This is a genomic window from Embleya sp. NBC_00888, assembly GCF_045207655.1.
Taxonomy (GTDB): Bacteria; Actinomycetota; Actinomycetes; order Streptomycetales; family Streptomycetaceae; genus Embleya.
Window position 1 is genome coordinate 3929854 of the sequence record NZ_CP108785.1, and the last position, 22041, is coordinate 3951894.

Sequence of the window (22041 nt, forward strand, 5' to 3'; positions counted from 1 at the left end):
GTGCCGTGCGCGCTCTTGGCCGTCAGCCGTCCAGGACCGTGAGCGGCACCTGCACCGCGATCGCCGACCCCGCGTCGCCCGCGGTCCAGCCCCGACCCGGACCCAGCGACGCGCGGACCTGCTCGGCCGACAACCTGACCCCGATCAGGTCTCCCTCGCCCAGGGTCTTCGGCCCCAACAGCAGGCCGCGGCGGGACCTGCGGGCCATGCCGACCCAGCCCAGCGAACTCATCGACTCCGCCGTGCCGGCCAACAACAGACCCTGCCCGCGGTCGCGGCCCGACGTCGCCAACTTCCGCAGCACCGAGTCGGCGTCGCACGCCAGCATGAGATCGGCGTCGTCCACCACGACCACCACCGGCTTCCCCTCTACCGCCGCCAACGCCTCGTTCAGTTCCTCCGGGGACGGATCGGGGTCGGTGAGCACCTCGGCGAGGCCGTGCGCGGCCAGCTTGCGCAACTGTGAGTCGCGCGGCGTGAGCACGATCAGATGGGTACCGCTCATCAGCAGCGACACGCACATGGCGGCCAACGCCGTGCTGCGCCCGCTGCGCGGCGGCCCGGTGACCATGAACGACCCGGCGCCGTCCGAGAAGTCGTAGCTCAGCGGTTCGACCGCGTCGCCCCCCACGCCCAACAGGGCCCGCAGCGGCGTGCGCAGCGCCTGCGGCACCCGGTCGTGGGCCTCCTGGAAGCCGATCAGCGTCGGCATCTCGTTGACCCGGAACGGCCGCCGTACGCCGGGCACGTTGGTGTCGCGGATCATCGCCCGCCGAGCCAAATCCCGCATCGCCTCGGCCTGGTCGCTCTGGTCGCCCGCAGAGGTGTCACCTTCCTCGACGGCACCCAGGGCAGAGGCCGTCGACGGCTGCTCGGTCGACGGCCGGCCGCCGGACGACTCGGCGATCGAGGGCAACAACGCGATCTGGGCCTCGACCGCTCCCGGTGCGAACCAGCCGCGACCCGGGGGGACATGCGTCGGAACGCTGTTGCGGGGAATGCCGATGAGCGTGAAGTCGCCCGGGTCGGTCTGCCGCAACAACAGCCTGCGGTCGTTGTGCGCCGCGAGGCGTCCACCCAGCAGCAGGCGCTCGGAGGTGGCGATCACGTGGATCCCGGCCGCCTGCCCTTCACGCAACAGCCGCACGAATTCGGCGTACAGCCGGCCGCCGTCGTAGTCGTCGAGCATGTTGCTCAGTGCGTCCCAGCCGTCCACCATGAACACCAGGTGCGCGGGTCGGCGGTCCTTGGGCAGCTTGGCCCGCAGTTCGGTGACGCCTGCGCAGTCGTGCTGCGCGATGAGCCGCTGTCGCAGGGTCAGTTCGCCGGACAGGCGGGTGATCAGCCGTTCCATGCGCTCCGCGTCGTGGCGCGAGACGACCGCGCCGCAATGCGGCAGCGCCTCCAATACGCCCAGCCCGCCGCCCGCCGCGTCGATGGCGTAGATGTGCAGGTCCGAGCAGGGGATGGTGAGGGCCGCCGCGCCCGCGATGCTGCGCAGGACCTGGGTGCGGCCCGAGCGGGGTGCGCCGATGATGTACAGGTGCCCGAAGGTCGCGAAGTCGATCGCGGCCAGCCGTCGGGACTGCAACTGCGGGATGTCGAGCAGCGCGTAGGGGACCATCGGCAGCGCGCCGGGCTCGGGTTCCGGGATGGCCGGCAGATCGTCGAGACGCAGCCGGCCGTCCAGCGCCGGCAGCCAGGGACTGGGCAGCGGCTCGAAGTCGGGCAGTCGGTCCGCCGCCTCGCGCAGCACGTCCACCAACGCGCGCAGGTCGGTGGGCTGTTCCTCGGACGGCGTCGTCGTACCACCCTCCTGCGGGTCGGCGTGCGAGTCCGGACCCAGGACCGAGAGGTCCAGCGGGCGACCCAGGCGCTGCCAGCCGAGTTGCACGCCGCGTACCGGCCGGGACGCGGCGGCCTCGGCGACCGCGCTCGGGATCGCACCGGGCCGCTCCGCGCCGACGAACGCGGTCTGGAACGGCGTGGGTGCGCCCTCACCCCGGCGGACCAGCGCCCGACCCGGATTGTTCGGCGAGATCCCGGCGGCGTCGCCGCTGTCGATGATGTCCTGGCTCTCCGAACGGTCGGTGACGCGCAGGGCGATCCGCAGGTTGGTGTTGGCCTTGATCTCGTTGCTGACCGAGCCGCCCGGCCGCTGGGTGGCCAGCAGCAGGTGCAGGCCCAGCGACCGGCCGCGCTGGGCGAGGCTGATCAGACCGGGGACGAAGTCCGGCAGTTCGCGGACCAGGGTGGCGAACTCGTCGATCACCAGGATGAGTCGGGGAAGCGCGGGCAGTCGCGGATCGCGCGAGCGCTTGATCCGGTACTCGGTGTGGTCCTTGGCCTCGACCTCGTTCAGGACCGTCTCGCGGCGCCGGAGTTCGGCGTCCAGGGAGGCCAGGGCACGTTTGACCAGATGACCGTCGAGGTCGGTGATCATGCCGAGTGTGTGCGGCAGTTCGGCGCATTCGCGGAACGCGCTGCCGCCCTTGTAGTCGACCAGGACGAAGGTGAGTTCGTCGGGCCGGTTGGCCGCGGCGAGCGAGGCGATCACGGTCTGGAGCAGTTCCGACTTGCCCGATCCGGTGGTTCCGCCGATCAGGCCGTGCGGGCCGTCGCGGACCAGGTCCAGCCGCAGGGTGCCCTCGTACCCGGAGCCCAGCACGAACGTCGTGGACGCCGGGCGGCGCGCCCACTCGCCCACCACGACGTCCGCGTCCGGCGGCTCCTGGCGGATCAGCGGCAGCAGCGCGACCTCGGCCGGCAGGCCCGAGTCGCTGTCCACGGTGACGTCGCGCATCGGCGCGATCGCCCGCGCGACCTCCTCGCACCAGGCCGGGTCGACCAGATCGGCCCGCACGTCCGCCACCTCCGGAACGTGCGACGCCTTCACGTTCAGGCGAGCGCCGTTCGCGGTCACCACGGCCGTGCACTCCTCCGGCAACTGGTGTTCGCGTTCCTCCAGGCACAGACTGAACACGCGCACGGCCGGACCGGTCGTCAACACCTCGATCACGCCCGGCACATCGCGCAACCGACGGGCGCCGTCCAGGACCACCAGGACGTCCGGTACGCGCAGCAGCGTGCGGCCCAGCGCCGACTGCGCGGAGTCGACGCGGGTCTGGATGTCGGCGATCAACTCGTTGACCCGATGCGCGGTGCTCTCGGGATCCGTGCCCAGCCCGACCACCGCCGCGCCCGCCCGGCCCGGCCGCAGGTGCGGCAACCAGCGGACCCACTGCCACGCGTCGGCGTGCTCGTCCTCGGTCAACACGACGATGCGCACGTCGCGCGGGCTGTGCAGCACGGCCGTCTGGATCACCGCCCAACTCGCGATCCGGCGCGGCGCGGCCCCGGGGCCGCTGATGCCCAGCACGCCGAAGTCCGCCATCTCGACACCGAACGGCACGTCGGCCAGACGCCAGTTGACCTGCCGGTAGTGCGTCTCGCGCGCCTGGTCGTCGATGCGCTTGAGCGACGCGCGGGTAAGCGTGCCCAGCCGGATGGTCATGTGGTCGGTGTCCCGGCGACGGCGCTGCCACAGACCCAGGCCCGGCCCGGTCGCGGTCAGCAGGACCGCCGCGGGATCCGGGAACGTCGTGTTGCGCAGCCCGCGTTCCTCCACGGTCGCGCGCCGCATCTCCAGTTCCAGGGCCGACCGGCGGATCCGGAAGACCCGCTTCGCCTCCTCGTACTGCTTGCGCCCGCTGCGCCGACCCGAGACCCAGTTGCCGAGCGCCATGATCGGTGTGAAGAACACGAAGACGACGAAGAACAGGCTCCGGAACAGGAACATCATCGCCAGGCCCATCACGAGCGGGGCCATCATCATCAGGAAGGGGAAGGGCCGCTTGGTGTTGTCGGTCGGCGGACCCATCATCCGGATCGACTCGCCGTCCAGGTGCGGCGCGATGCGCGGCGGTCGGTTGTACTCCACGCCGAGTCCGTCCGACGACGCGCGCACCGCCGCCTCGGGCTCGTCCGGTGGGCCCAGGCGCAGGAGATGCTCGCCGAGCGACAGGTCGGCGTACGTCGGCCAGGGGAGCGAGCCGTCGTCGGGCGGTGGAAGCCAACCGATCGGCGGCAACGGCGGCGCGCTCGGCAGCCCGTCCGGCCCCGGTGGCGCGGGCTCGGTGGAGTGCCCGCCGGGGCCGCCCTCCTGCGTCCCGGCCGGCTCCTCGGCGGTGAGCGGCGTTCCGGTGATCGGATCCACGGGCGGCGGCGGGGTGAGGCTGCGCAGGCCGCACCGGTCCTCGTCCGCGTCGTCCGGCAGCGCGACCGTGACGGATCCGTTCGTGGCGACCGTGATCCACGTGCCCTGTGCGGGTGCCTCGCCGCCGTCCAGCCGCAACGCACACGCCCGGTCCGTGCCGACCTCGTGACGCCCCGGGCCGAGCCGCCACACCCGACCCGCACCGGGTCCCGATGCGTGGCGCACGGTGACGAGCACCGGATCCGACCCGGGCGGTCGCCACGCGCGCGTCGCCGTCTCGGTCGGCGCGGGAGTGTCGAGGCCGAGCAGCGCCCCGGTGCGGATGCCGCTCGCGCCCACGCGCACGTCGGGGTTGAGCCGTCGACTCCCCAGGAACAGGTCGGCGGCGCCGAGCACTGAACCGAGTTCGGCGACGGTCGCCGAATCGGGGACGTCCAGCAGGTGATCGGCGCGGCGGCCCTGCGGATCGGTGGTGGTGACGGCGAGATTCACGGGCATCCAACTCTCTCGCGGGGAGGGCGAGACGGCGGGGTGGGGGTGGACCGCGGGGGACGGTCGGGAAGTGGTGGGCGGCGGCCTATGACGGCGGTGCGGGAGGAGACGGGGGCTGGGGGCCTGCCGTCGGGTGGTTCGCGGCGTCGGGTTCTCGTGTGGGTTCGGGGTCGGGTGTCGGTTCGGGGCCGGGGTCGTGGGTGGGTTCGGGCTCGGGTGTCGGTTCGGGTTGGGGTGTCGGGTCGGGCTGCGGTGTCGGTTCGGGTTGGGGTGTCGGGTCGGGCTCGGGTGTCGGGTCGGGGACGGGAGCCTGTTCCGGACCGTCGTTCGGAGTCGGCGGCTTCGGCTCCCGCTCCGACGTCGGATTCCCTCGGGCCGACACGGCGGGTGAGAACGGCGGTTCGTGGTCCGATGTCAGGGTCGCCGACACCGTCGCGGTCGACGTCCGTGCGGGGGTCCCGGCCGCCGGTTCGCCGACGGAAGGAGCGGGCTCGGGGCCCGTGTTGGCGACAGGCGACGCGGGGCGTGTGCTCCACGCCGCCGGCCGGGACGTACCCGGAGCGGCCTGTCCGCCCGACGATCGCGCGGGCGGCTCCGCGACGGCGGTACGTGCCGAGACCGCCGACGCCATGGTTCCGGCCGGTTCCAGGGTCGTCACCGGATCCGCCGTTGTCGTCCGCGCCGCCTGCGGTTCCGCGACCGCGGTTCCGCTCTCCTCCTCCACGAACCACTCGGCGTGACCCGCCCCGGCCCGGGAAACCGGCGCGGGGACGGGCGGAAGCACCGGCGGAACGGTCGGCAGCACCCGGGCGAGGGCAGCCCCGAGTGCGTTGCACGAGACCACCAACGGGGTTCCGGGTACGCCGACTCGACCGTGCACATCGGTCGACAACGTCCGTACGTGGCTCCGCCCCGGTCCGCCGAGCAGCACGCGCAACGAGGGTGAATCGCCCTGCGGCTCGGCGAGTTCGGGCGGCAGCGGGTCGGGCAGTTCCGGGGTCGCCAGGAACACCGGCAGGCCCAGTCGAGGCGGCGTGGCGCGGGCGGTTCGGTACGCGTCCCGTACCGGCGGTCCGGGTACGTCGCGGTGCACCCCGTCGGCGACCACGACCTGTCCACCCGGCAGCCGCGCGTCGAGCTGCGCCGCGACGGCCTGGAACAGTGCCGGTCCCGACCGAGGATCGCCCTGCACGCACACCATCGGCGGGCCGACCACCAGGTCGAGGAACACACAGTCCCGGTCGCGCTCGCCCAAGGCGACGACGACCGGTCTGCTTCCCTCGGCGTCCGGCGTGACCGACGGCAGCTGTGCCCTGGAGGCCGTCCAGGCCCAGGGGTCGTCCGGCACCGGCTGCCACAGGCCCGAAGGCGGCGGCATATCGGCGGCGGCGAACAGCACCGTCACCGTGTCGTCGCCGACGACGGCGGCATACGGCTGACCGGGAGCGGCGGCGAACTTGGCCGCCACCAGCGCACGTTCCGCGTCCCGCCAGGTCGTGCTCGCGCCCAATCGCGCCACCAGCAGCCGCACCGAGCGTCGGTAGCGCAGCCAGGTCCGCATCGGGGCACCGAACGCGTATGCCGTCAGCGCGATTTCCCGACCCAGGCGACGCGATGCCGCCTTCCACCCACCGAATCGCATCGCGATGGATCGGATGATCAGGAAGAGGATCAGGACGGCAGCGGAGATGCCGCCCCAACGGAGGATCGTGTCACGGTGGTTCGTGAAGAAGTCGAGCGGATCGGTGTTCCTCATGTGCCGGGTAACTCCTCCCAACGGACGTCCAGGGAATCACCCGGTCGCGGTGCCGTGCCTTCAGGGCGACACACCATGGAATCCCGGGTGCCTATCGTGCGCCGCGCTCCCCCTGCGCCGCGTTCATCCTGCACTGCCCTCGTCCAGAGCCTGACGCAGGGCTCGGATCGCGTAGTGGATACGGGACTTCACCGTTCCCACCGGGATGCCGAGGATCTCGGCGGCCTGCTTGAGTTCACGGTCGCGCAACAGCGTCTCGGTGAGGATCTCGCGATGCGCGGCGGTGAGCGAGGGCAGTGCGTCGGCCACGGCCATCTTCCAGAGCAGGGGCTCCCACTGGTCGTCGGCCGCCACGTACTCCAGCGGTTCGGGGCTGCACTCCTGCGGTCGGGCGCGGCGCGCACGACGATCGTCCATGACGATTCGGCGCGCCACCGTCGCCAGCCACGGCATCAGGTCCGACGCGGCGTCGGCGATCGAGTCCGCGTTGCGCCACGCCCGCAGCATGGTCTCCTGGACGACGTCCTCGGCCCACGGTCGGTCTCCGCCGGTGAGCTTGAGGCAGAAGGACAACAACTGCATGGAGTAGCGCCGGTAGACCAGTTCGGCGAGTTCGGCGAGTTCGCTCTCGGGCGTCGGGTGTGCCTGGCTGCCGGTGTCACGGTCATGGGTACAGATGGCTGTCACGTCCCCGGATCCTCGCTTCCCCCGATGTGTCGGCTCGGAACCGCGAACACTAACCAGGGCGGACTACAGGTTCGTTGGATCTGTGCTGAATTTGAGGATTCGACGTCCGGTGTTTGCCGCGGACGCCACGGATCGACCGGGAAACGTTCCTGATCGCTCTGCCGGGATTACTTGTCGTGGGCGTTCCCGCGGGAGTGATACGACCGGGATGCCCGAGACATCCGATCGAGTTCGCCCGCTCCGTGTCCGGATCCGCATGCCCACCGCGCCATTTCTTTCGATTCGAGGTCCGCGCCCCAGGTATCGACGAATTGATGGGTGCCATGCCGAACCGACACCGGATCCTTTACGTCTTCCCGGGGAAATTTCGGTAGGGGGAGGGAAATCGGGTGAAGGATCCGACTTCCAAAGATCCGAGCACGTTGTTCGAACTGGTTCGCGATATGAACGATGTGGGTAACGGCGACGATGAGTTGGTCGCCGACGGGATTCCCGGTCGGCTCGGTCGGCTCGTCGGATGTGATTCCGTCTCGGCCGGCCGGCTCGATCATGAGGAGTCGAGGGTTCGGTTCGTGTGCCCTCGGCTACACCGTGTGCCCTGGCCGCGCCGAGGGTGGCCGGGTCATCGGGCGTCGCTCTCGGGCCACTCGTCGCCGCCCTCCCACGCGACCCGATCGCGGTCCGCGGGGTCGAGGCCGAGACGCGCGGCCAGTTCGTCGAGTTCGCGACGGCTGTGCAGTCGGCGGTAGGAGCCGTCGGCGAGCATCACCAGTCGGTACGGCTGCCCCGGGGGATACGCCTGGACCACCAGGTCGAAGCGGCCGTGTGCTTTGTCGCTCATGTCCTCCACGGTCGCGCGGCGGGCGACGATCGGCCATTCGCCGTGCCGCGGGCGGGCCGCCCCCACCCGCGCCGGACGCGGATCGCCGCACCGGAGGCGCCCGTTCGCAGCGTTCCGCTCGTGCGCAGTGTTCCAGCGGGCGCGTGATCGCAGGCCCGATGCCATCCTGGTGAGAGTGCACCTCGGGCGACACCAGAACACGTTCGAGCGGTGGAGGTGGCCACGATGGGCGGAGCGGGGCGAGCCGCGCGGCTGGTATGCGGTCGGCGCGCCAAGTGGATCATCCTTGTGTTGTGGGTCGTGGTACTCGCCGCGGCCGGGCCGGCGGCAAGCAAGTTGACGGACGCCGAGAAGAACGACGCCTCCGCGTGGTTGCCGGGCAACGCCGAGTCGACCAAGGTCGTCGACCAGTCCAAGGACTTCCTGCCGCAGAACGTCACAGCCGTGGTCGTGTTCGCGCGCTCGTCCGGTCTGACACCGGCCGACAACCGGATCATCGCCTCCGACGCCGCGCAGATGCGCACCCTGACCGCCCACGGGATCGTCGGCGCCCAGGTGCAGGGCCCCATCCTCGATCGGGCGGAGGCCCCACGCGCCGCGCTCGTCCTGGTGCCGATCACCTTCGGTGACAACGGGTGGAACTCCATCGGCAAGGCCGTGGACGAGATCCGCGCGGTCCTGGACGACAACCCCGACAACGGCCTGGAAACGCACATCACCGGCCCCGGCGGGGTCGCCGCCGACAGCAGCGACGCGTTCCAGGGCATCGACGGGACCCTGCTGTTCGCGGCGCTGGCCGTGGTCGTGGTGATCCTGCTGTTCACCTACCGCAGCCCGACGCTGCTCCTGGTCCCGGTGGTGTGTGTGGTCGGTGCGCTGTTCGTCGCGCAGGCGCTGATCTACGTGCTGGCCCGGCACGCGTCGCTGGTGGTCAACGCGCAGAGCGCGGGCATTCTGACCGTCCTGGTGTTCGGTGCCGGCACCGACTACGCGCTGTTGCTCGTCGCCCGCTACCGTGAGGAACTGCGCCGTCACGAGGATCGACACGAGGCGATGGCGCTCGCCCTGCATCGCGCCGGCCCCGCGGTGATCGCCAGTGCCTCGACCGTGATCCTCGGCATGCTGTGTCTGCTCGCCGCCGAGATGAACTCCACCAACGGCCTGGGTCCCGTCGCCGCGATCGGCGTCGCGGTGGCCCTGCTCGTGATGCTGACCCTGTTCCCGGCGGTGCTGCTCATCCTCGGGCGATGGATCTTCTGGCCGGTGATCCCGCACCTGGGCTCGCCCGAGCCCACCGAGACGGGCCTGTGGGCCCGGACCGGTCGGCGCATCGCCCGCCGGCCGCGCGCGGTGTGGATCGGTACCGTCGCGGCCCTGGGCGCGTTGTCGTTCGGCCTGCTGGCGCTGAACGCCGAAGGGCTCACCACCGCCGAGAGCTTCACCGGCAAACCCGATTCGGTGGTCGGCCAGACGGTGCAGGCCCGCTACTTCCCGGCGGGTACCGGGCAGCCGCTCCAGGTGGTCGCGAACACATCGTCCCTGGACGCGGTCCGCGCGTCGCTGGCGACCGTATCCGGCGTGGTGCCCGAGAGCATCGTGGTGCCGCCGGACGTTCCCGCGGAGCGTGACGGGCGGTCGTACGTGGAGGCCACCCTCACCGACGCCGCCGACAGCGGCGCGGCCCAGGACACGGTCGACGACGCCCGCGCCGCGGTGCACGCGGTGCCGCAGGCCGACGCGCTCGTGGGCGGCGGTACGGCGGCCCAACTCGACAGCAACCGGGCGTCGGTGCGGGACGAGAAGCTGCTGATCCCGGTCATCCTCGCGGTCGTGCTGATCATCCTGGCGCTGCTGCTGCGGGCCGTGGTCGCCCCGGTGGTGCTGATCGCCACCGTGGTGTTGTCGTTCACCGCGGCGCTCGGTGTCAGCGCGCTGGTGTTCCGGCACATCTTCGACTTCCCCGCCGAGGACACCTCCTTCCCCCTGCTCGTCTTCGTCTTCCTGGTCGCGCTGGGTATCGACTACAACATCTTCCTGACCACCCGGGTGCGGGAGGAGAGCATCCGCAGCGACACCCGGACCGGTGCGTTGACCGGCCTCGCGGCGACCGGCGGCGTGATCACCTCGGCCGGTCTGGTCCTCGCCGGCACCTTCGCCGCCCTGGCGACGCTGCCGATCGTCGGGTTCGCCGAGATCGGCTTCGCGGTGGCACTGGGTGTGCTGGTCGACACGCTGGTGGTGCGTTCCGTGGTCGTCACCGCGCTGATCCTCGACCTGCGCGAACGCATGTGGTGGCCGAGCGCCCTGTGGCGCAGGGACGCGCGGCACACGCACCCGACACCGCCGGCCGGGCCGGATTCGAGCGAGTCCCGAACAGGCCCGTGAGCCGGGGCGGTCTCCGCCCGCAGCCAGGGCCGGGCAGCTAACTCGAACACAGTTGTACATGTTCAATGCTTGCGGTTCGCTATCCCGTACACACCTGTACGGGATAGCGGCATGTGTCGACGGGCCCGGATTCGGAAGGCCGGCCCGGCGGCTCGTGTCGCCGGCGAAGGAGCGGACCTTGACCCACGACACCCACGGCGTCCACCACACGGGCGGCGGCGCCGACCACCACGCGCACGACGCCGCGCACGAGTCCGCGCCGAGCCGGCGGTGGTTCGTGCTGACCCTGGTGTGCGTCGCGCAGTTCATGCTGATCCTGGACGTCACGGTGGTGAACGTCGCGCTGCCGAGCATCGGCGCGGACCTGGGCTTGGGGCGGGAATCCCTGACCTGGGTGGTCACCGCCTACGCGCTCACCTTCGGCGGCCTGATGATCCTCGGCGGCCGGATCGCGGACACGCTGGGTCGGCGGACCGGATTTCTGCTCGGCCTGGCCGTCTTCACCGCCGCGTCGCTGGCGGCCGGCTTCGCGCCCAACGGCGCGGTGCTGCTGGCCGGCCGCGTCGCCCAGGGAGCCGCCGCCGCGCTGTTGTCGCCGTCCGCGCTCGCGCTCGTGACAGTCACCTTCCACGGCCGCGAGCGCAACCGCGCCCTCGGGGTGTGGGCCGCGATCGGCGGCGCGGGCGCGGCGGCCGGGGTCCTGGTCGGCGGACTGGCGACCGCCGGGCCGGGCTGGGAATGGATCTTCTTCGCCAACGTCCCCATCGGCCTGACCGTTTCGGCCCTGGCGGTGTCGGTGATACCGGCGGAGCCGCGGATCGCCTCGGGCGCACGTCCGGACCTGCCGGGCGCGCTCGCGGCCACCGGGGGCACCGTGGCGCTGATCCTGGGCGTGACCCGTGCGGGCGAGGTCGGCTGGGAGTCGCCCTGGACACTGGTGCCGCTCGCCGGTGCCGCCGTCGGGTACACGCTCTTCGTATGCGTCGAACGTGCGACCCGCCATCCACTGGTGCCCTTGGCGCTGCTGACCCGACGGCCCGTCGTCTCCGGCGCGTTCGTGATGACGGTGGCGAGCGCGCTGATGATCCCGCTGTTCTTCCTCGGTTCGCTCTACATGCAACACACGCTCGGATTCGGCCCGTTGCGCACCGGAGCGGCCTTCCTCCCGGTCGCCGTCGCGGTGACCCTCGGGGCGCACGTCGGGGGTCTGCTCGTCGGCCGCCTCGGCGCCCGGCCGGTGGGAGCCCTCGGCCTGACGATCGCCGCGGCCGGGGCGCTGTGGCTGAGCCGGTTGCCCGCTCACGGCGGCGACACGCTCGACATCGTCCCCGGACTGGCCCTGGCCGCGGCGGGCGTGGGACCCGCGTTCGTCGCGGCGACCACGACCGCGATGGCCCATGTACGACCCCACGAGGCGGGCATCACCTCGGGGGTCGTCAACACCTTCCACGAACTCGGCGGCGCGCTCGGCGTCGCCCTGGCGTCGGCGATCGCCGCGCCCAGCCTCGTCGCCGGGGCCGATGCCGGCGTCGTCGATGGCTACACCGACGCGTTCCGGGCCTGCGCCGGCACGGCCCTCGTCGCGGCGCTCGTGGTGCTCGTACTCGTGCCGGCGGGCAGGCCGCCGGTCTCCGACGGCCCGCGGCACGTGCACTGAGCAGCGCCGCCCGCACGACCACCACCACGTTCCCGACCGTAGGGTTGACCACCATGGGCGCGACACCACCATCCGGCACACGTCGACGGGCGGACGCCGAACGCAACATCGCCGCGATCCTGGCCGCCGCGATCGGCGCCTTCGCGCGCGATCCCGACGTCACGATGACCGACATCGCGCGAGCGGCCGGGGTCGGACGGGTGACCCTGTACGGGCACTTCGGCTCCCGCGAGGTGTTGATCGAGGCCGCGATCAAGGAAGTGCTGGGCGAGCTGCACGCCGCGATGGACGACGCCGGGATCACCGTCGGACCCGCCCCGCAGGCGCTGACCCGACTGGCCCGCGAGGGCTGGCAGGTGCTGGACCGCTGCCGGGGCCTGCGTACGGCGGCCCTGAAGGCCTTGGGTGAGGCGAGCCTGCGCCGGCAGCACGCCCACGTCCTGGCCAGGGTCGACGAACTCGTCGAGCGCGGTCGGCGTGAGGGCGACATCCGTACCGACGTGCCCGCCGCGTGGCTCACCGCGGCGTACTACGGCCTGATCCACACCGCCGCCGACGAGGTCGACGCGGGCCGCCTCGATCGCGCCGCCGCGGGCGAGACCATCGCCGCGACGCTGCGCACGGTCCTGGCCGTACCCGGGTGAGGCGCCGACACCCGGTCGCGGACGCTGGGTTCGGCCCCGGCACGCCGGTCCGGTGGGTGTCGTGGTCCGGGCGGTGTCGGGAGGGAACGCCGCCGGCGGTCGGCGGCACGGTCGGTCGATCGCGCGGTCGACGGCAAAGTCCTTCCGGGTACGCCCTGTCGGCGTGGGACATCGCCGAGCCGGCACCATGGGACGCGACCGGTGCGGATGCCGGTGCCGGTGTCGATGCCGGTGTCGGTACGCCGGCGACGCGAGACGGGAGGTGAGCGACGTGGTCCCCACGACCCGATCCGCCTCCCGCGGGCGAAACCGGCGGGTCGGTGTGCTCACCCGGTGGATCCTGCTCGTCGTGCTCGCGTGTGGTGTGGTCGGCATGCACACCCTGGGCCACCCGGCGAGCACCGTTGTCGGGTCCGGCGGGGCGTCTGATTCCGGGTCCGGCGCGCTGTCCGGCGTCGCGTTGGTTGCCGGGTCCGGCGTCGCGTCGCAGGTCGAGCCAGTCGCCGTGTCGGGGGCCGAGTCCGTCGCAGGGATGGGTGTCGCGGCCGCTGCCGTGGATCATGCGGTGACGAACGAACCCGCGACCGGTCACGGGGAGGCGTGCCCGCGCGGTGACTGCGCGCCGGGGGACGGGTCCGGCGACAAGCACGGGTCCGAGCACGGGACCGACCCGGCCTCGATGTGCCTGGCGGTCCTGTTCGCCGGCCTCGGCGCGCTCGCCACGGCGCTTGCCCTACTCGCCCTTCGCCGCGCCCGCGATCTGCCCGCGTTCCGTCCGCGGGCGCGAGCGGCGCGGTTCGTGTCGGGCCTGCCCCCGCCCGGACCACCGGAACTCTCGCTCCTGCAGGTACTGCGCATATAGGCCGCCGCTCGGTCACGAGCCACGGCCCGTGACGTCGCGCCCGCTTTCGCATCCTCGGGCCGTCGCACCGCGCGGACCCGGGTACCTCCAGGAGACGAACCACCGTGAAACGACTGTCCCGCAACATCGCCCTGACCGCGACCGCCACCACCGCGGCGCTCGTCCTCGCCGCCTGCGGTAGCGACGACAAGGGTCACGACATGGACGGCATGGACAAGCCGTCGGCCTCGGCCCCGGCGAACCCCCAAGCCGCGCCGAGCACTTCCGCCCCGGTATCGGCGGGTGCGTTCAACGACGCGGACGTGATGTTCGCGCAGATGATGATCCCGCATCACGAACAGGCCGTGGAGATGGCCAAGGAAGCCCCGGCCAAGGCAGCCGACCCCGAGGTGAAGAAGCTCGCGGCCGCGATCGAGGCCGCACAGGCCCCGGAGATCGCACAGATGAAGGGTTGGCCGGCCGGCTGGGGCAAGCCCGCGGCCGTACCCGGCGGCATGAGCCACGGCGACGGCATGATGTCGGACGCGGACATGGCCAGGTTCAAGGCGTCCACCGGTGCCGAGTTCGACAGGCAGTTCCTCGCCATGATGATCGCCCACCACAACGGCGCGATCGCCATGGCCGACACCGAACTCGCCAAGGGCACCAACCCCGACGCCCGCGAGCTCGCCGAACGGATCAAGACCTCCCAGGCGACGGAGATCCGGCGGATGCAACAACTCCTCGGCGGGAAGGGCGGCGCGACGCCGAGCACCCCGAATACGCCGAGCACGTCGGCGATGCCCGGCACGCACCACTGATCCCACCCCGGGTTCGCCGTCGCGCGTTTGTCGGGCGACGGCGGACTCGGCCCTCGTCCGGGCCGGCACCGAGGAAGGGGGCCGGCCGGGGCGGCGGCGACGGTTACGACGTGGGTGAGACGCTTGCCGGCATCGCCGACCCGAGCGATCCGAGCGCCCTGAGCGACCCGACCGCTCGGGACGATCGGCGGCGGTTGCCGTGCCGGATCAGCCCTGCCACCAGTCGTCGAGCGGAGTGACCGGGACGGTCCGCTTGTGTCGCGTCGCGAGGTATACCGACTCCACCTTCGCCGCCAGGTCGGGCGTGACGTCGGTGCCTTCCAGGTAGTCGTCGATCTGGGTGTACGTCAGGCCGAGGGCCACCTCGTCGGGCAGCGCGGGCCGGTCGTCCTCGAGGTCGGCGGTCGGCACCTTCTCCCAGGTGCTCGGCGGTGCGCCCAACTCCTGCAACAGCGCGGCGCCTTGGCGCTTGGTCAGTCCGGTCAGCGGGGTGATGTCGACGCCGCCGTCGCCGTACTTGGTGAAGAAGCCGGTCACCGCCTCGGCCGCGTGGTCGGTGCCCACGACCAGCAGGCCGAGCTGGCCGGCGATCGAGTACTGGATCACCATGCGTTCGCGGGCCTTGATGTTGCCGCGCACGAAGTCCCGCAGCGTGGGCTCGCCGCCGAGCAGCTCCCGCAGGCCGAGCGCCGCCTCGGCGGCGACGGCGTCCGCGCTCGGCTTGACGTCGACCGTGATCGACCGGTCCGGCTTGACGAACTCCAACGCGATCTGCGCGTCGTGCTCGTCGGCCTGTACGCCGTACGGCAACCGCACCGCGACGAAGACCGCCTCGTGCCCCTCGGCCCGCAGCTCCTCGCTCGCGAGTTGGCACAACCTGCCGGTCAGCGTGCTGTCCTGGCCGCCACTGATCCCGAGCACGTAGCCCTTGGCCGGGGTCGACCGCAGGTAGTCCTTGAGGAAGTCGACCCGTTGCCGGATCTCGACCTTGGGCACGGTGGTCGCCTTGACGCCGAGTTCGGCGAGAATCTGCTCGCGTGGGTTCGCCATCCACGTACTGTACTGGCCGGAATCGACGTGGTCGGCGACCGGGCGGCGCTGCCCGTTGTCCGCCTGCGCCGGTGCGGAAGGGGGCTCGTTCGGTGCCCCGCGCGGGCCGGCCCCGGCGCCTGTGGGCCGGGGCACGGAGTCGGCGGATGGCCCGTGCGTCGGGGAGGACGACGTCGTGACAGCGGGGCTCGTCGTGGCAGCGCACGGTGAGCCCTCGTCAGGCCGGGCAGGCGTCGACGCAACGTGCGCGGGCGACGCGGTCAGGGTGGGTTCTGCGCCGGGGGGATCCGAACGGTCGGGTATTGTGCCAGGTCAGACGCAAGGTGATCATGAAAGTCGCCGTTCGGCCGAACGGCCGGAGGGCGATCGATCCACAGATCCACAGTGGACCCTCCGTGCGCAAGCTCGTGTACTACATCGCCTCCACGCTCGACGGTTTCATCGCCGGTCCGGACGGCGCCGACCCCTCGGGACCCGGCGGCTTCTGGCCGATCCCCGGCGACTATCTGCGGCACCTGGCCGGGGAGTACCCCGAGACCTTGCCCGGCCCGGCCCGGGACGCGCTGTCGATCACGGCGGAGGGCACGCACTTCGACACCGTCGTGGAGGGGCGCAAGTCGTACGAGATCGGCCTGGCCGCCGGCATCCCCGACGCCTTCCCGCATCTGCGCCACCTGGTGTTCTCCACCACGTTGACCGAGGCCCCCGCCCCGGCGGTCGAACTGGTCGCCGGCGATCCGGTGGCGAAGGTGCGGGAGCTGAAGCAGGAGGACGGCAAGGACATCTGGCTGGTCGGCGGCGGCGAACTGGCGGGCGCCCTGTACACCGAGATCGACCGGTTGATCATCAAGCTCGGCCCGTTGACCATCGGCACGGGGATCCCCCTCTTCGGCCGCACGGCCGCCTTCGACCCGCGCATCTGGAACCTGACGGACCACACCGTCCTGGACAGCGGCGCGGCCTTCCTCACCTACACCCGCTCGTAGGACCCGCGATCGCCGGCGTCGGGGGATACGGATCGTCGCCCGCGACGCCGGCAGCGCCGGGCCCCGGCGCGGCGCCGTGCGCTCTCCGGCCGCGGAAATGCGCGCGGTTCGACCGGTTCGACCCGGCCGAACCCGGTCCCACCCCGACCCGGCGTGATCCCACGTGGTCCGGTCGATAGCCTCGGGCCTCGACACAGGCGTGCGACGTGGGGAGTGGGGCATGCGGCACCCGGAACACGGTGACGAACCACGGGCCGTGGAGGACGGCGGTGGTGGCGGCGACAAGGCCGACATCGGGGCCGCGGGGGCCATCGGAGCCGCCGACGGCGAGGTGGCGGTGGCCCGACTGGCCCTGCACGACGACGATCTCCCGCACGCGGCACGGCACTTGGCGGACGCCATGCTCGGCAACCCCCAACTGCCCGAACTGCACGAGGCTTTGGCCGAGTTGTGCGCGAAGGCGGGAGGACCGGCGGCGGCCCGGGAGCTCTTCCCGCTCGACGGGGAGATATACCTGGGCACGCTGGTCTGCCGGGCCTACGTCGAGGCGGCGATCGGCGACTGGGACGCCGCCGTCGGACTGATCGCCTCGGCCATCGGCTTCGACCCCACCACGCCCTGGACCCCGGCGGCCTGGCCGGCCGCGACGGAACCGGCACAACTTCTCGACCCGGACGCGCTCGCGGAGGCGGTCTCCCGCGCAATCGCATCCCTACCGGACCCGATGTCCGAGGAACAGCGGTCCGTACTAAGGCCGTTCGAACAACTCGTGCGCTCGGTCGCGGCCCGACACCCCGACCACGTCTTGTTGTCGGTGATGACCTCCGCACTCGTCAGGCGCATGGGTGACGCCGTCGAGGCGGTTCGCATCGCCGAACACGCGCATCGGATCGCCCCCGGCTACATGCCCGCGGTGATGCTCGGCAACGCGCTGCGCGCCGATGGCCGCCCCGACCGGGCCCTGGCGGTCTGGGAGGCCCAACTGGCCCGCGAGTTCGACACCCACCTGGCCGTGGACGTCGCCGAACTGTACGGCGCGACCGACCGCCCGGCCGAAGGCCTGAACCGGCTCGAGCGGGTCCTGGCCACCGAACCGGATCACCCCACCGCGGCTCCTGCCCGATACGGTCTGCGCCACCGGTCCGACGGCGACATCGCCCACCTGTTGGGCCTGTTCGACCACCACCGCGCCCATCCCGACCACGACTACGCACTGGACCTGTTGGCCCGACTCGGGCGGCGACAGCCCTGGCTGGGCATGGTCCACTCGGCCGCCGAGGCGACCGTCAACCTGGTACAGCAGGTGCTGAGCTCGCCGGCCGAGAACCGCAGCAGCGAACTGAGCTGCAACGTCTCCCGATGGGAGCCGCCCAGTTCGCAATTGGCGCTGCGTCTGGCGTTTCCGGGGAGCACCGTCGAGTACCAGTCGTTGGCCGAGCCGGATCCGCGCCTGCCACTGCGTGAAGTCTCCACCCGGGTCTGGGAGTTCGACGGCCTGGACCCGCATCCCGCCGTCCCGGCGCCGTCCCCGTCGGGAGCCGAGCTGATCCGGGTCACCACCGAGATCGCCTGGCCGACCATTCCGGCCGCCTACGACCACGCCGTACGCCTGGCCGGCCTGGAACTCGCCGACCTGCTCGGTGCCCTGGTCCACCCACCTGCTCCGCGCGAGGATGCGCTGGGGCGTGAACTCCTGGCCCACCAACCCGAGTTGTGGATCCGCGGTGTCCAGGCCTTCGCCTGCCTCGGCATCGCCCACCACCGCACCGACCAGCCCTGGGCGGAGTCGGAGCGCCGCCGGGTGCTGGTCGACCTGCTGCTCGGACCCGAGGACTGGACCACCGAGGCCGCCGGCTTCGCGCTGGTCGCCGTCGCCTGGACCCACCCCGACACCCGCGACGACATCGGCGCACTCGTGCTGGAACGACTGATTAACGTCGCCGAGAGCGCCAGACATCGCGAGGTGACGATCCTGCGCTCGATCTGCGCGCTGATGCTCTGCTGCCCCTGGATGGACGAACACGCCCTGCGCCTGGCGCGAAACCTGGCCGAACGGGACCGCCGAGAGGCCGACGATGCCTCCGATCAGGACGAGCGCGGACCGTCGGACGAGCGGGACGAGGGCGCGCGCTCACCGACGGACGATCGCACCGCGAAGGCCGGTACGGGCACGGACGATGCCGCGCCCGTCGCCCCCTCCGCGCCGCCCGCCGGATCCCGGTCGGGCCGATTCAAGCGACTCTTCGGACGGCAGTGATCGCACGGCAGCGAGCCGCGAGTCCCGATCACGAACGCGCTGGTCGGCGCGTGCGCCGTTCCCACTCGCGTGTGGGGTCACCCTCGACGGCCCGGGGCGACCCCACACGCCTGCGGGTACGGCCGTCTCGAGGCGACACGAGGATCCGGCCGTCCCGCGATCGCCGGGACAACCGCATCGTCGGCGCCCCGGTGTCGCCGGCGCGCACCTGCCCTGTGTTCACCCGATGGAGTGGCGGACCGTCCGCGTGCGGAGCGTCACGGCCCGGCCGGAGGTGCGGACTGGAACCCTCACAACCGGCGGGGAACTCCCGTGCAGAGTCGACCTTGGCGCAGGGCCGAACCCTCGGAGGATGAGTTTCGTTGGCGACGAGCATGCATGTGGTCTGGAAGTCGGAGGCGGCCGAGCACGTCGTGTACGAGACATACTCGATCGAGGTGGTCGAGGACGGCGGCGCCCACGGCGAGGTGGTCAGCAACCGGCACGACACGGTGATCCGTAGCCGGGCGCATGCCCGGGAAATCGCCGCGGAGCACGGCTACGAACTCTTCAGCGACGGCGACGCGTGGGGGAGCCTCCCGGAAGAGGGCTGAAGCCCTCGCCCGACTCTCCTCGGGTGGTGGTGGCGCGCCAGTACGTCCGGGCACAGACGTCGATCCGGGAGCGGCCGACCAGGATCGGGCCGGGGTTCGTCCGCGCACGATCGAGGCCGCTCACCCGAGCGCACCGTCCGGCCCGCGGCGCGCCGCGAATCGTCGCGGTGCCTGCGGCCCGGCCCGAAAACGCGGACGGATCGGCGCCGACCGCCGACATCGCGTACGCGGTCCGGAAGCAACCGTGGTGGCGCCCTGGGACCCGGTCGGAGTTCGAGCTTCACACGGTCACGACCTGTGTGGGATCGACGGGTACGTCGACGCTGCGGGTACCGCCGAAGACTCCGGGCAGTACGAACCGGACGACGATTCTTCCGCCGAACGCCTTGCCGGTCACCACTCCCTCCGTCCCTTGGGGAACTCGCTGCTGCAGGCCCTCACCGATGTCCTGTTGGGCTTTGACCTTCGTGCCGATGTTCACGCGTTGGTTCCCGACTTTCCTCATGGCGAGCGGAGTTCCGGTCGCCGAAGGTCGACCGGGCGCACCCGGGGAGGGGCCGGTCGAGGGGCGTTCGCATATCGCCTGGCGCGGCCGGGGCGAGCCCGGATCGGCGGCGTTCGCTCATGGTGGTCAACGGCCGGGACCGCCGACAGAGCGCGTGGATGTGCGAGTAAGGCGTGCGGCGGCCACGTTCCACTCGAACGCGCGCCCGACCAACCGAGTGGCTACCGCCCGACCCCGGGCCGGTTCGCCGGCCGGCCCCGTGGCCGCGGTGGCACACCGGGTGCGCCGGGCGCGGCGCCGGTGGCCACGGGGGCGGCCCGCGGCACGTCGCGCCCAACCCTCGGTCGAGACGAGCACCGCCATCGAAGCTCCCGAAATCCCGCGGCGCTTGGGTCGTGCCCTGCTCCGGGGCCTGGGCGAACTCGGGGTCGGGTGGGTGAGGTGTGCGGTGGTCGTGGCACCATGCATGGCATGACGACGAACCGAAGGGTCCATGCCGCGTAGGCGGCCGGGATACGTCCGGGCCGGCGTGTTGCGCCGGCGGACACCGGGGACGAGGACGGCCATCGACGGACTGTCCGCGCGGGCGATGTCCGAGATCTTCCGGCTCGAACGCACCCGCAACTACCTGCGGCCGGGAGACGTCGGGGCGGCCGTGCGTCTGTGGAGGAACCACGTCCGCCGTTCCGAGCGCGACCTGTGGCGCGACTACGAGTGGGGCAACGCGCACTGGTACTGCTGCGGCAATCCCCTCGAAGCCCGCGCTCTCCTGGACACCCTGACGTCGGCCCTGTCGCGTCGAAGCGCACGCGAACTCCGCCTGATCATCGACAGGTTGGACGACTTCCGGAACCGACCGTCACCGCCGTACGAGGCAGGCGAAGGCTGAAGGACGGGTCGGGGGCGGCGGCATCGGACGGGAACGGATCGCCGACGGCGCACGCACGTCGTCACTGCCGGAGGACCTCGCGCTCACCGTCCGTGGCATCTCGCACGCGTTGGGCGGATACCGACGGCCGAACGATCGGGTGTATCCCGGGACGATCACCGAGGTGGCATCGGCGTGTCGCCGACTTCCTCGCGCGGTGTCACTCTGGAAGGGGCCGCACCGGAGCTTCGGCCGAGACGGGTTGTAGCCGTGTCGGCCGCGGTCCGTGACCGGGTCGGTGCCGCTTTCCGGCGGTCCGATGGGCGTGGTCGTCGACTCGGTGGTTCGGTGCGTCCGAGCGCGCGCCCATCGCCACATGGAGGAGCCATGACGGCAACGACACGTTACGACGCACCCGTTGCGATCGAAGGCGACGGTGTCGAACTTCGGATGCGCGAAGTCGGTGGCGGGATGTCCGTCACATTCGTGCGATTCCCGCGAGGCGCCGATATGGCACCGGGGCTCGAAGGACTGCCCGACGGCATGTGCCAGTGCCCGCACTGGGGTTATCTGCTCAAGGGGCGGCTGAGGATGCGCACGAAGGACGGGAACGAGATCTACGAGGCGGGCCAGGCGTTCTATTGGGCACCCGGTCACGTGCCGGAGGCACTGGAGGATTGCGAGTACGTGGACTTCTCGCCGACCGAGGAATTCACCGAGGTGATCGACCACATCAAGGCTCGGATGAGATGACCCGCACACGAGGCATCCGAAGGTCCGGCGTGGACCCTGCCTTCGGGGCGGCCGGGTTCGTTGTCGGTGGCTTTGCCCAGTGGGGGAAGTCTCTTCGACGTCGCGGCGATGCCCGGGTTGGCTGAGGCGTGTGAATGAACGTGTGGTGCCCGAGGAGGGCGCTTGGATCGTCGAGGCGTGGGTTCCACGACTGCGGGAACTCGGCGAGGACGGCGCTCTGCCGGCGGGCCTGGTGTGGTGCGCGACCTGTGACGAGCGCCCGCGGTTCGAGGTCGAGGGCGATGTCTATCGCTGCGGGGCGTGTCGGTTCGCCGTGCGGGGGCTGATGCTGGAAGAGGTTGTGGCGACACAGGTCGTGGCCGGCATCTGCGCGTCGAGGAAGCTCGCGCCCGCGAAGCGCACCGTCGACGAGGTGGTCGAGACGTGGAACGCCTCCTCGACCGGGCATCAGGCGCGAGTGATCGCCATGGTGGTGGCACGGATCGACGTCGGCCCGGGCGAACCGGCCGCGTTCATGATCCGTTGGCGCGCGACCCAGCCGCCGACCTCGGTTCTCGTGCCGAGCCCCTGACGGCCGTTCGGCCGTTCGGCCGGTCGCTCCGGCTGCTCCGGCTGCTCCGGTCGCCCTGATCATCCCGGCCGCCCCGGCCGTTTGCATGCCGGAAATCCGAGACCGATTCCCCGGCGCC

The 22041-nt window shown here is 71.7% G+C and carries 17 protein-coding genes; 11 read left to right on the forward strand and 6 right to left on the reverse strand.

The genetic code is table 11. The annotated features are described in order from the left end of the window. Window positions 1–22: 22 nt before the first annotated feature. The 4 genes from OG948_RS51370 to OG948_RS51385 all read right to left on the reverse strand — a co-directional run bounded on the left by OG948_RS51370 (window position 23) and on the right by OG948_RS51385 (window position 7992). Window positions 23–4714 (reverse strand): FtsK/SpoIIIE domain-containing protein, encoded by a 4692-nt coding sequence (locus OG948_RS51370; RefSeq protein ID WP_331771959.1) that lies wholly within the window; start codon window positions 4712–4714, stop codon window positions 23–25. 79 nt (window positions 4715–4793) lie between these two features. Then, a complete protein-coding gene (locus tag OG948_RS51375; protein WP_331771960.1) occupies window positions 4794–6464 on the reverse strand; it encodes a hypothetical protein in 1671 nt (556 codons plus the stop codon). A gap of 123 nt (window positions 6465–6587) precedes the next feature. Continuing rightward, entirely contained in the window at window positions 6588–7151 is a 564-nt protein-coding gene (locus OG948_RS51380) for a sigma-70 family RNA polymerase sigma factor (protein ID WP_331771961.1), read from the reverse strand. A 622-nt stretch (window positions 7152–7773) separates the two neighbouring features. Beyond that, window positions 7774–7992, reverse strand: coding sequence for a hypothetical protein (locus tag OG948_RS51385; RefSeq protein ID WP_331771962.1), 219 nt, complete (start codon window positions 7990–7992; stop codon window positions 7774–7776). A gap of 225 nt (window positions 7993–8217) precedes the next feature. Here OG948_RS51385 and OG948_RS51390 point away from each other — a divergent pair, with 225 nt between their 5' ends. The 5 genes from OG948_RS51390 to OG948_RS51410 all read left to right on the forward strand — a co-directional run bounded on the left by OG948_RS51390 (window position 8218) and on the right by OG948_RS51410 (window position 14340). Next, the gene (locus OG948_RS51390) at window positions 8218–10377 is read left to right on the forward strand and encodes an MMPL family transporter (RefSeq protein WP_331771963.1); all 2160 of its coding nucleotides are present in this window, start codon (window positions 8218–8220) and stop codon (window positions 10375–10377) included. Between the two features lie 178 nt (window positions 10378–10555). Then, a complete protein-coding gene (locus OG948_RS51395; protein WP_331771964.1) occupies window positions 10556–12034 on the forward strand; it encodes an MFS transporter in 1479 nt (492 codons plus the stop codon). 53 nt (window positions 12035–12087) lie between these two features. Beyond that, window positions 12088–12678, forward strand: a complete 591-nt coding sequence (locus tag OG948_RS51400; RefSeq protein WP_331771965.1) for a TetR/AcrR family transcriptional regulator — start codon at window positions 12088–12090, stop codon at window positions 12676–12678. A gap of 565 nt (window positions 12679–13243) precedes the next feature. Then, window positions 13244–13540, forward strand: a complete 297-nt coding sequence (locus tag OG948_RS51405; protein ID WP_331771966.1) for a DUF6153 family protein — start codon at window positions 13244–13246, stop codon at window positions 13538–13540. Window positions 13541–13644: 104 nt separating this feature from the next. After that, entirely contained in the window at window positions 13645–14340 is a 696-nt protein-coding gene (locus OG948_RS51410) for a DUF305 domain-containing protein (protein ID WP_331771967.1), read from the forward strand. Window positions 14341–14547: 207 nt separating this feature from the next. Here the strand turns inward: OG948_RS51410 and nadE are convergent, their stop codons facing one another. Next, window positions 14548–15390, reverse strand: a complete 843-nt coding sequence (gene nadE, locus OG948_RS51415; protein WP_331771968.1) for an ammonia-dependent NAD(+) synthetase — start codon at window positions 15388–15390, stop codon at window positions 14548–14550. 395 nt (window positions 15391–15785) lie between these two features. Here nadE and OG948_RS51420 point away from each other — a divergent pair, with 395 nt between their 5' ends. From OG948_RS51420 to OG948_RS51430, 3 genes are all read left to right on the forward strand, one after another. Further along, window positions 15786–16376 (forward strand): dihydrofolate reductase family protein, encoded by a 591-nt coding sequence (locus OG948_RS51420; protein WP_331771969.1) that lies wholly within the window; start codon window positions 15786–15788, stop codon window positions 16374–16376. A 220-nt stretch (window positions 16377–16596) separates the two neighbouring features. Next, window positions 16597–18633: a hypothetical protein gene (locus OG948_RS51425; RefSeq protein WP_331771970.1), complete on the forward strand. Its 2037-nt coding sequence runs from the start codon at window positions 16597–16599 to the stop codon at window positions 18631–18633. 362 nt (window positions 18634–18995) lie between these two features. Next, entirely contained in the window at window positions 18996–19226 is a 231-nt protein-coding gene (locus OG948_RS51430) for a hypothetical protein (protein WP_331771971.1), read from the forward strand. Window positions 19227–19506: 280 nt separating this feature from the next. Here OG948_RS51430 and OG948_RS51435 read toward each other — a convergent pair whose 3' ends face one another. After that, window positions 19507–19707 carry a hypothetical protein gene (locus OG948_RS51435; RefSeq protein WP_331771972.1) on the reverse strand — a complete coding sequence of 67 codons (201 nt, stop codon included), beginning with the start codon at window positions 19705–19707 and terminating at the stop codon, window positions 19507–19509. Window positions 19708–20224: 517 nt separating this feature from the next. On the opposite strand from OG948_RS51435, the gene OG948_RS51440 reads away from it, so the two are divergent. The 3 genes from OG948_RS51440 (at window position 20225) to OG948_RS51450 (ending at window position 21923) form a co-directional block, all read left to right on the forward strand. Beyond that, the gene (locus tag OG948_RS51440) at window positions 20225–20620 is read left to right on the forward strand and encodes a hypothetical protein (RefSeq protein ID WP_331771973.1); all 396 of its coding nucleotides are present in this window, start codon (window positions 20225–20227) and stop codon (window positions 20618–20620) included. A gap of 366 nt (window positions 20621–20986) precedes the next feature. After that, a complete protein-coding gene (locus tag OG948_RS51445) occupies window positions 20987–21352 on the forward strand; it encodes a hypothetical protein (protein WP_331771974.1) in 366 nt (121 codons plus the stop codon). Window positions 21353–21482: 130 nt separating this feature from the next. Beyond that, window positions 21483–21923 (forward strand): hypothetical protein, encoded by a 441-nt coding sequence (locus OG948_RS51450; protein WP_406300712.1) that lies wholly within the window; start codon window positions 21483–21485, stop codon window positions 21921–21923. The last annotated feature ends 118 nt before the right edge of the window (window positions 21924–22041 follow it).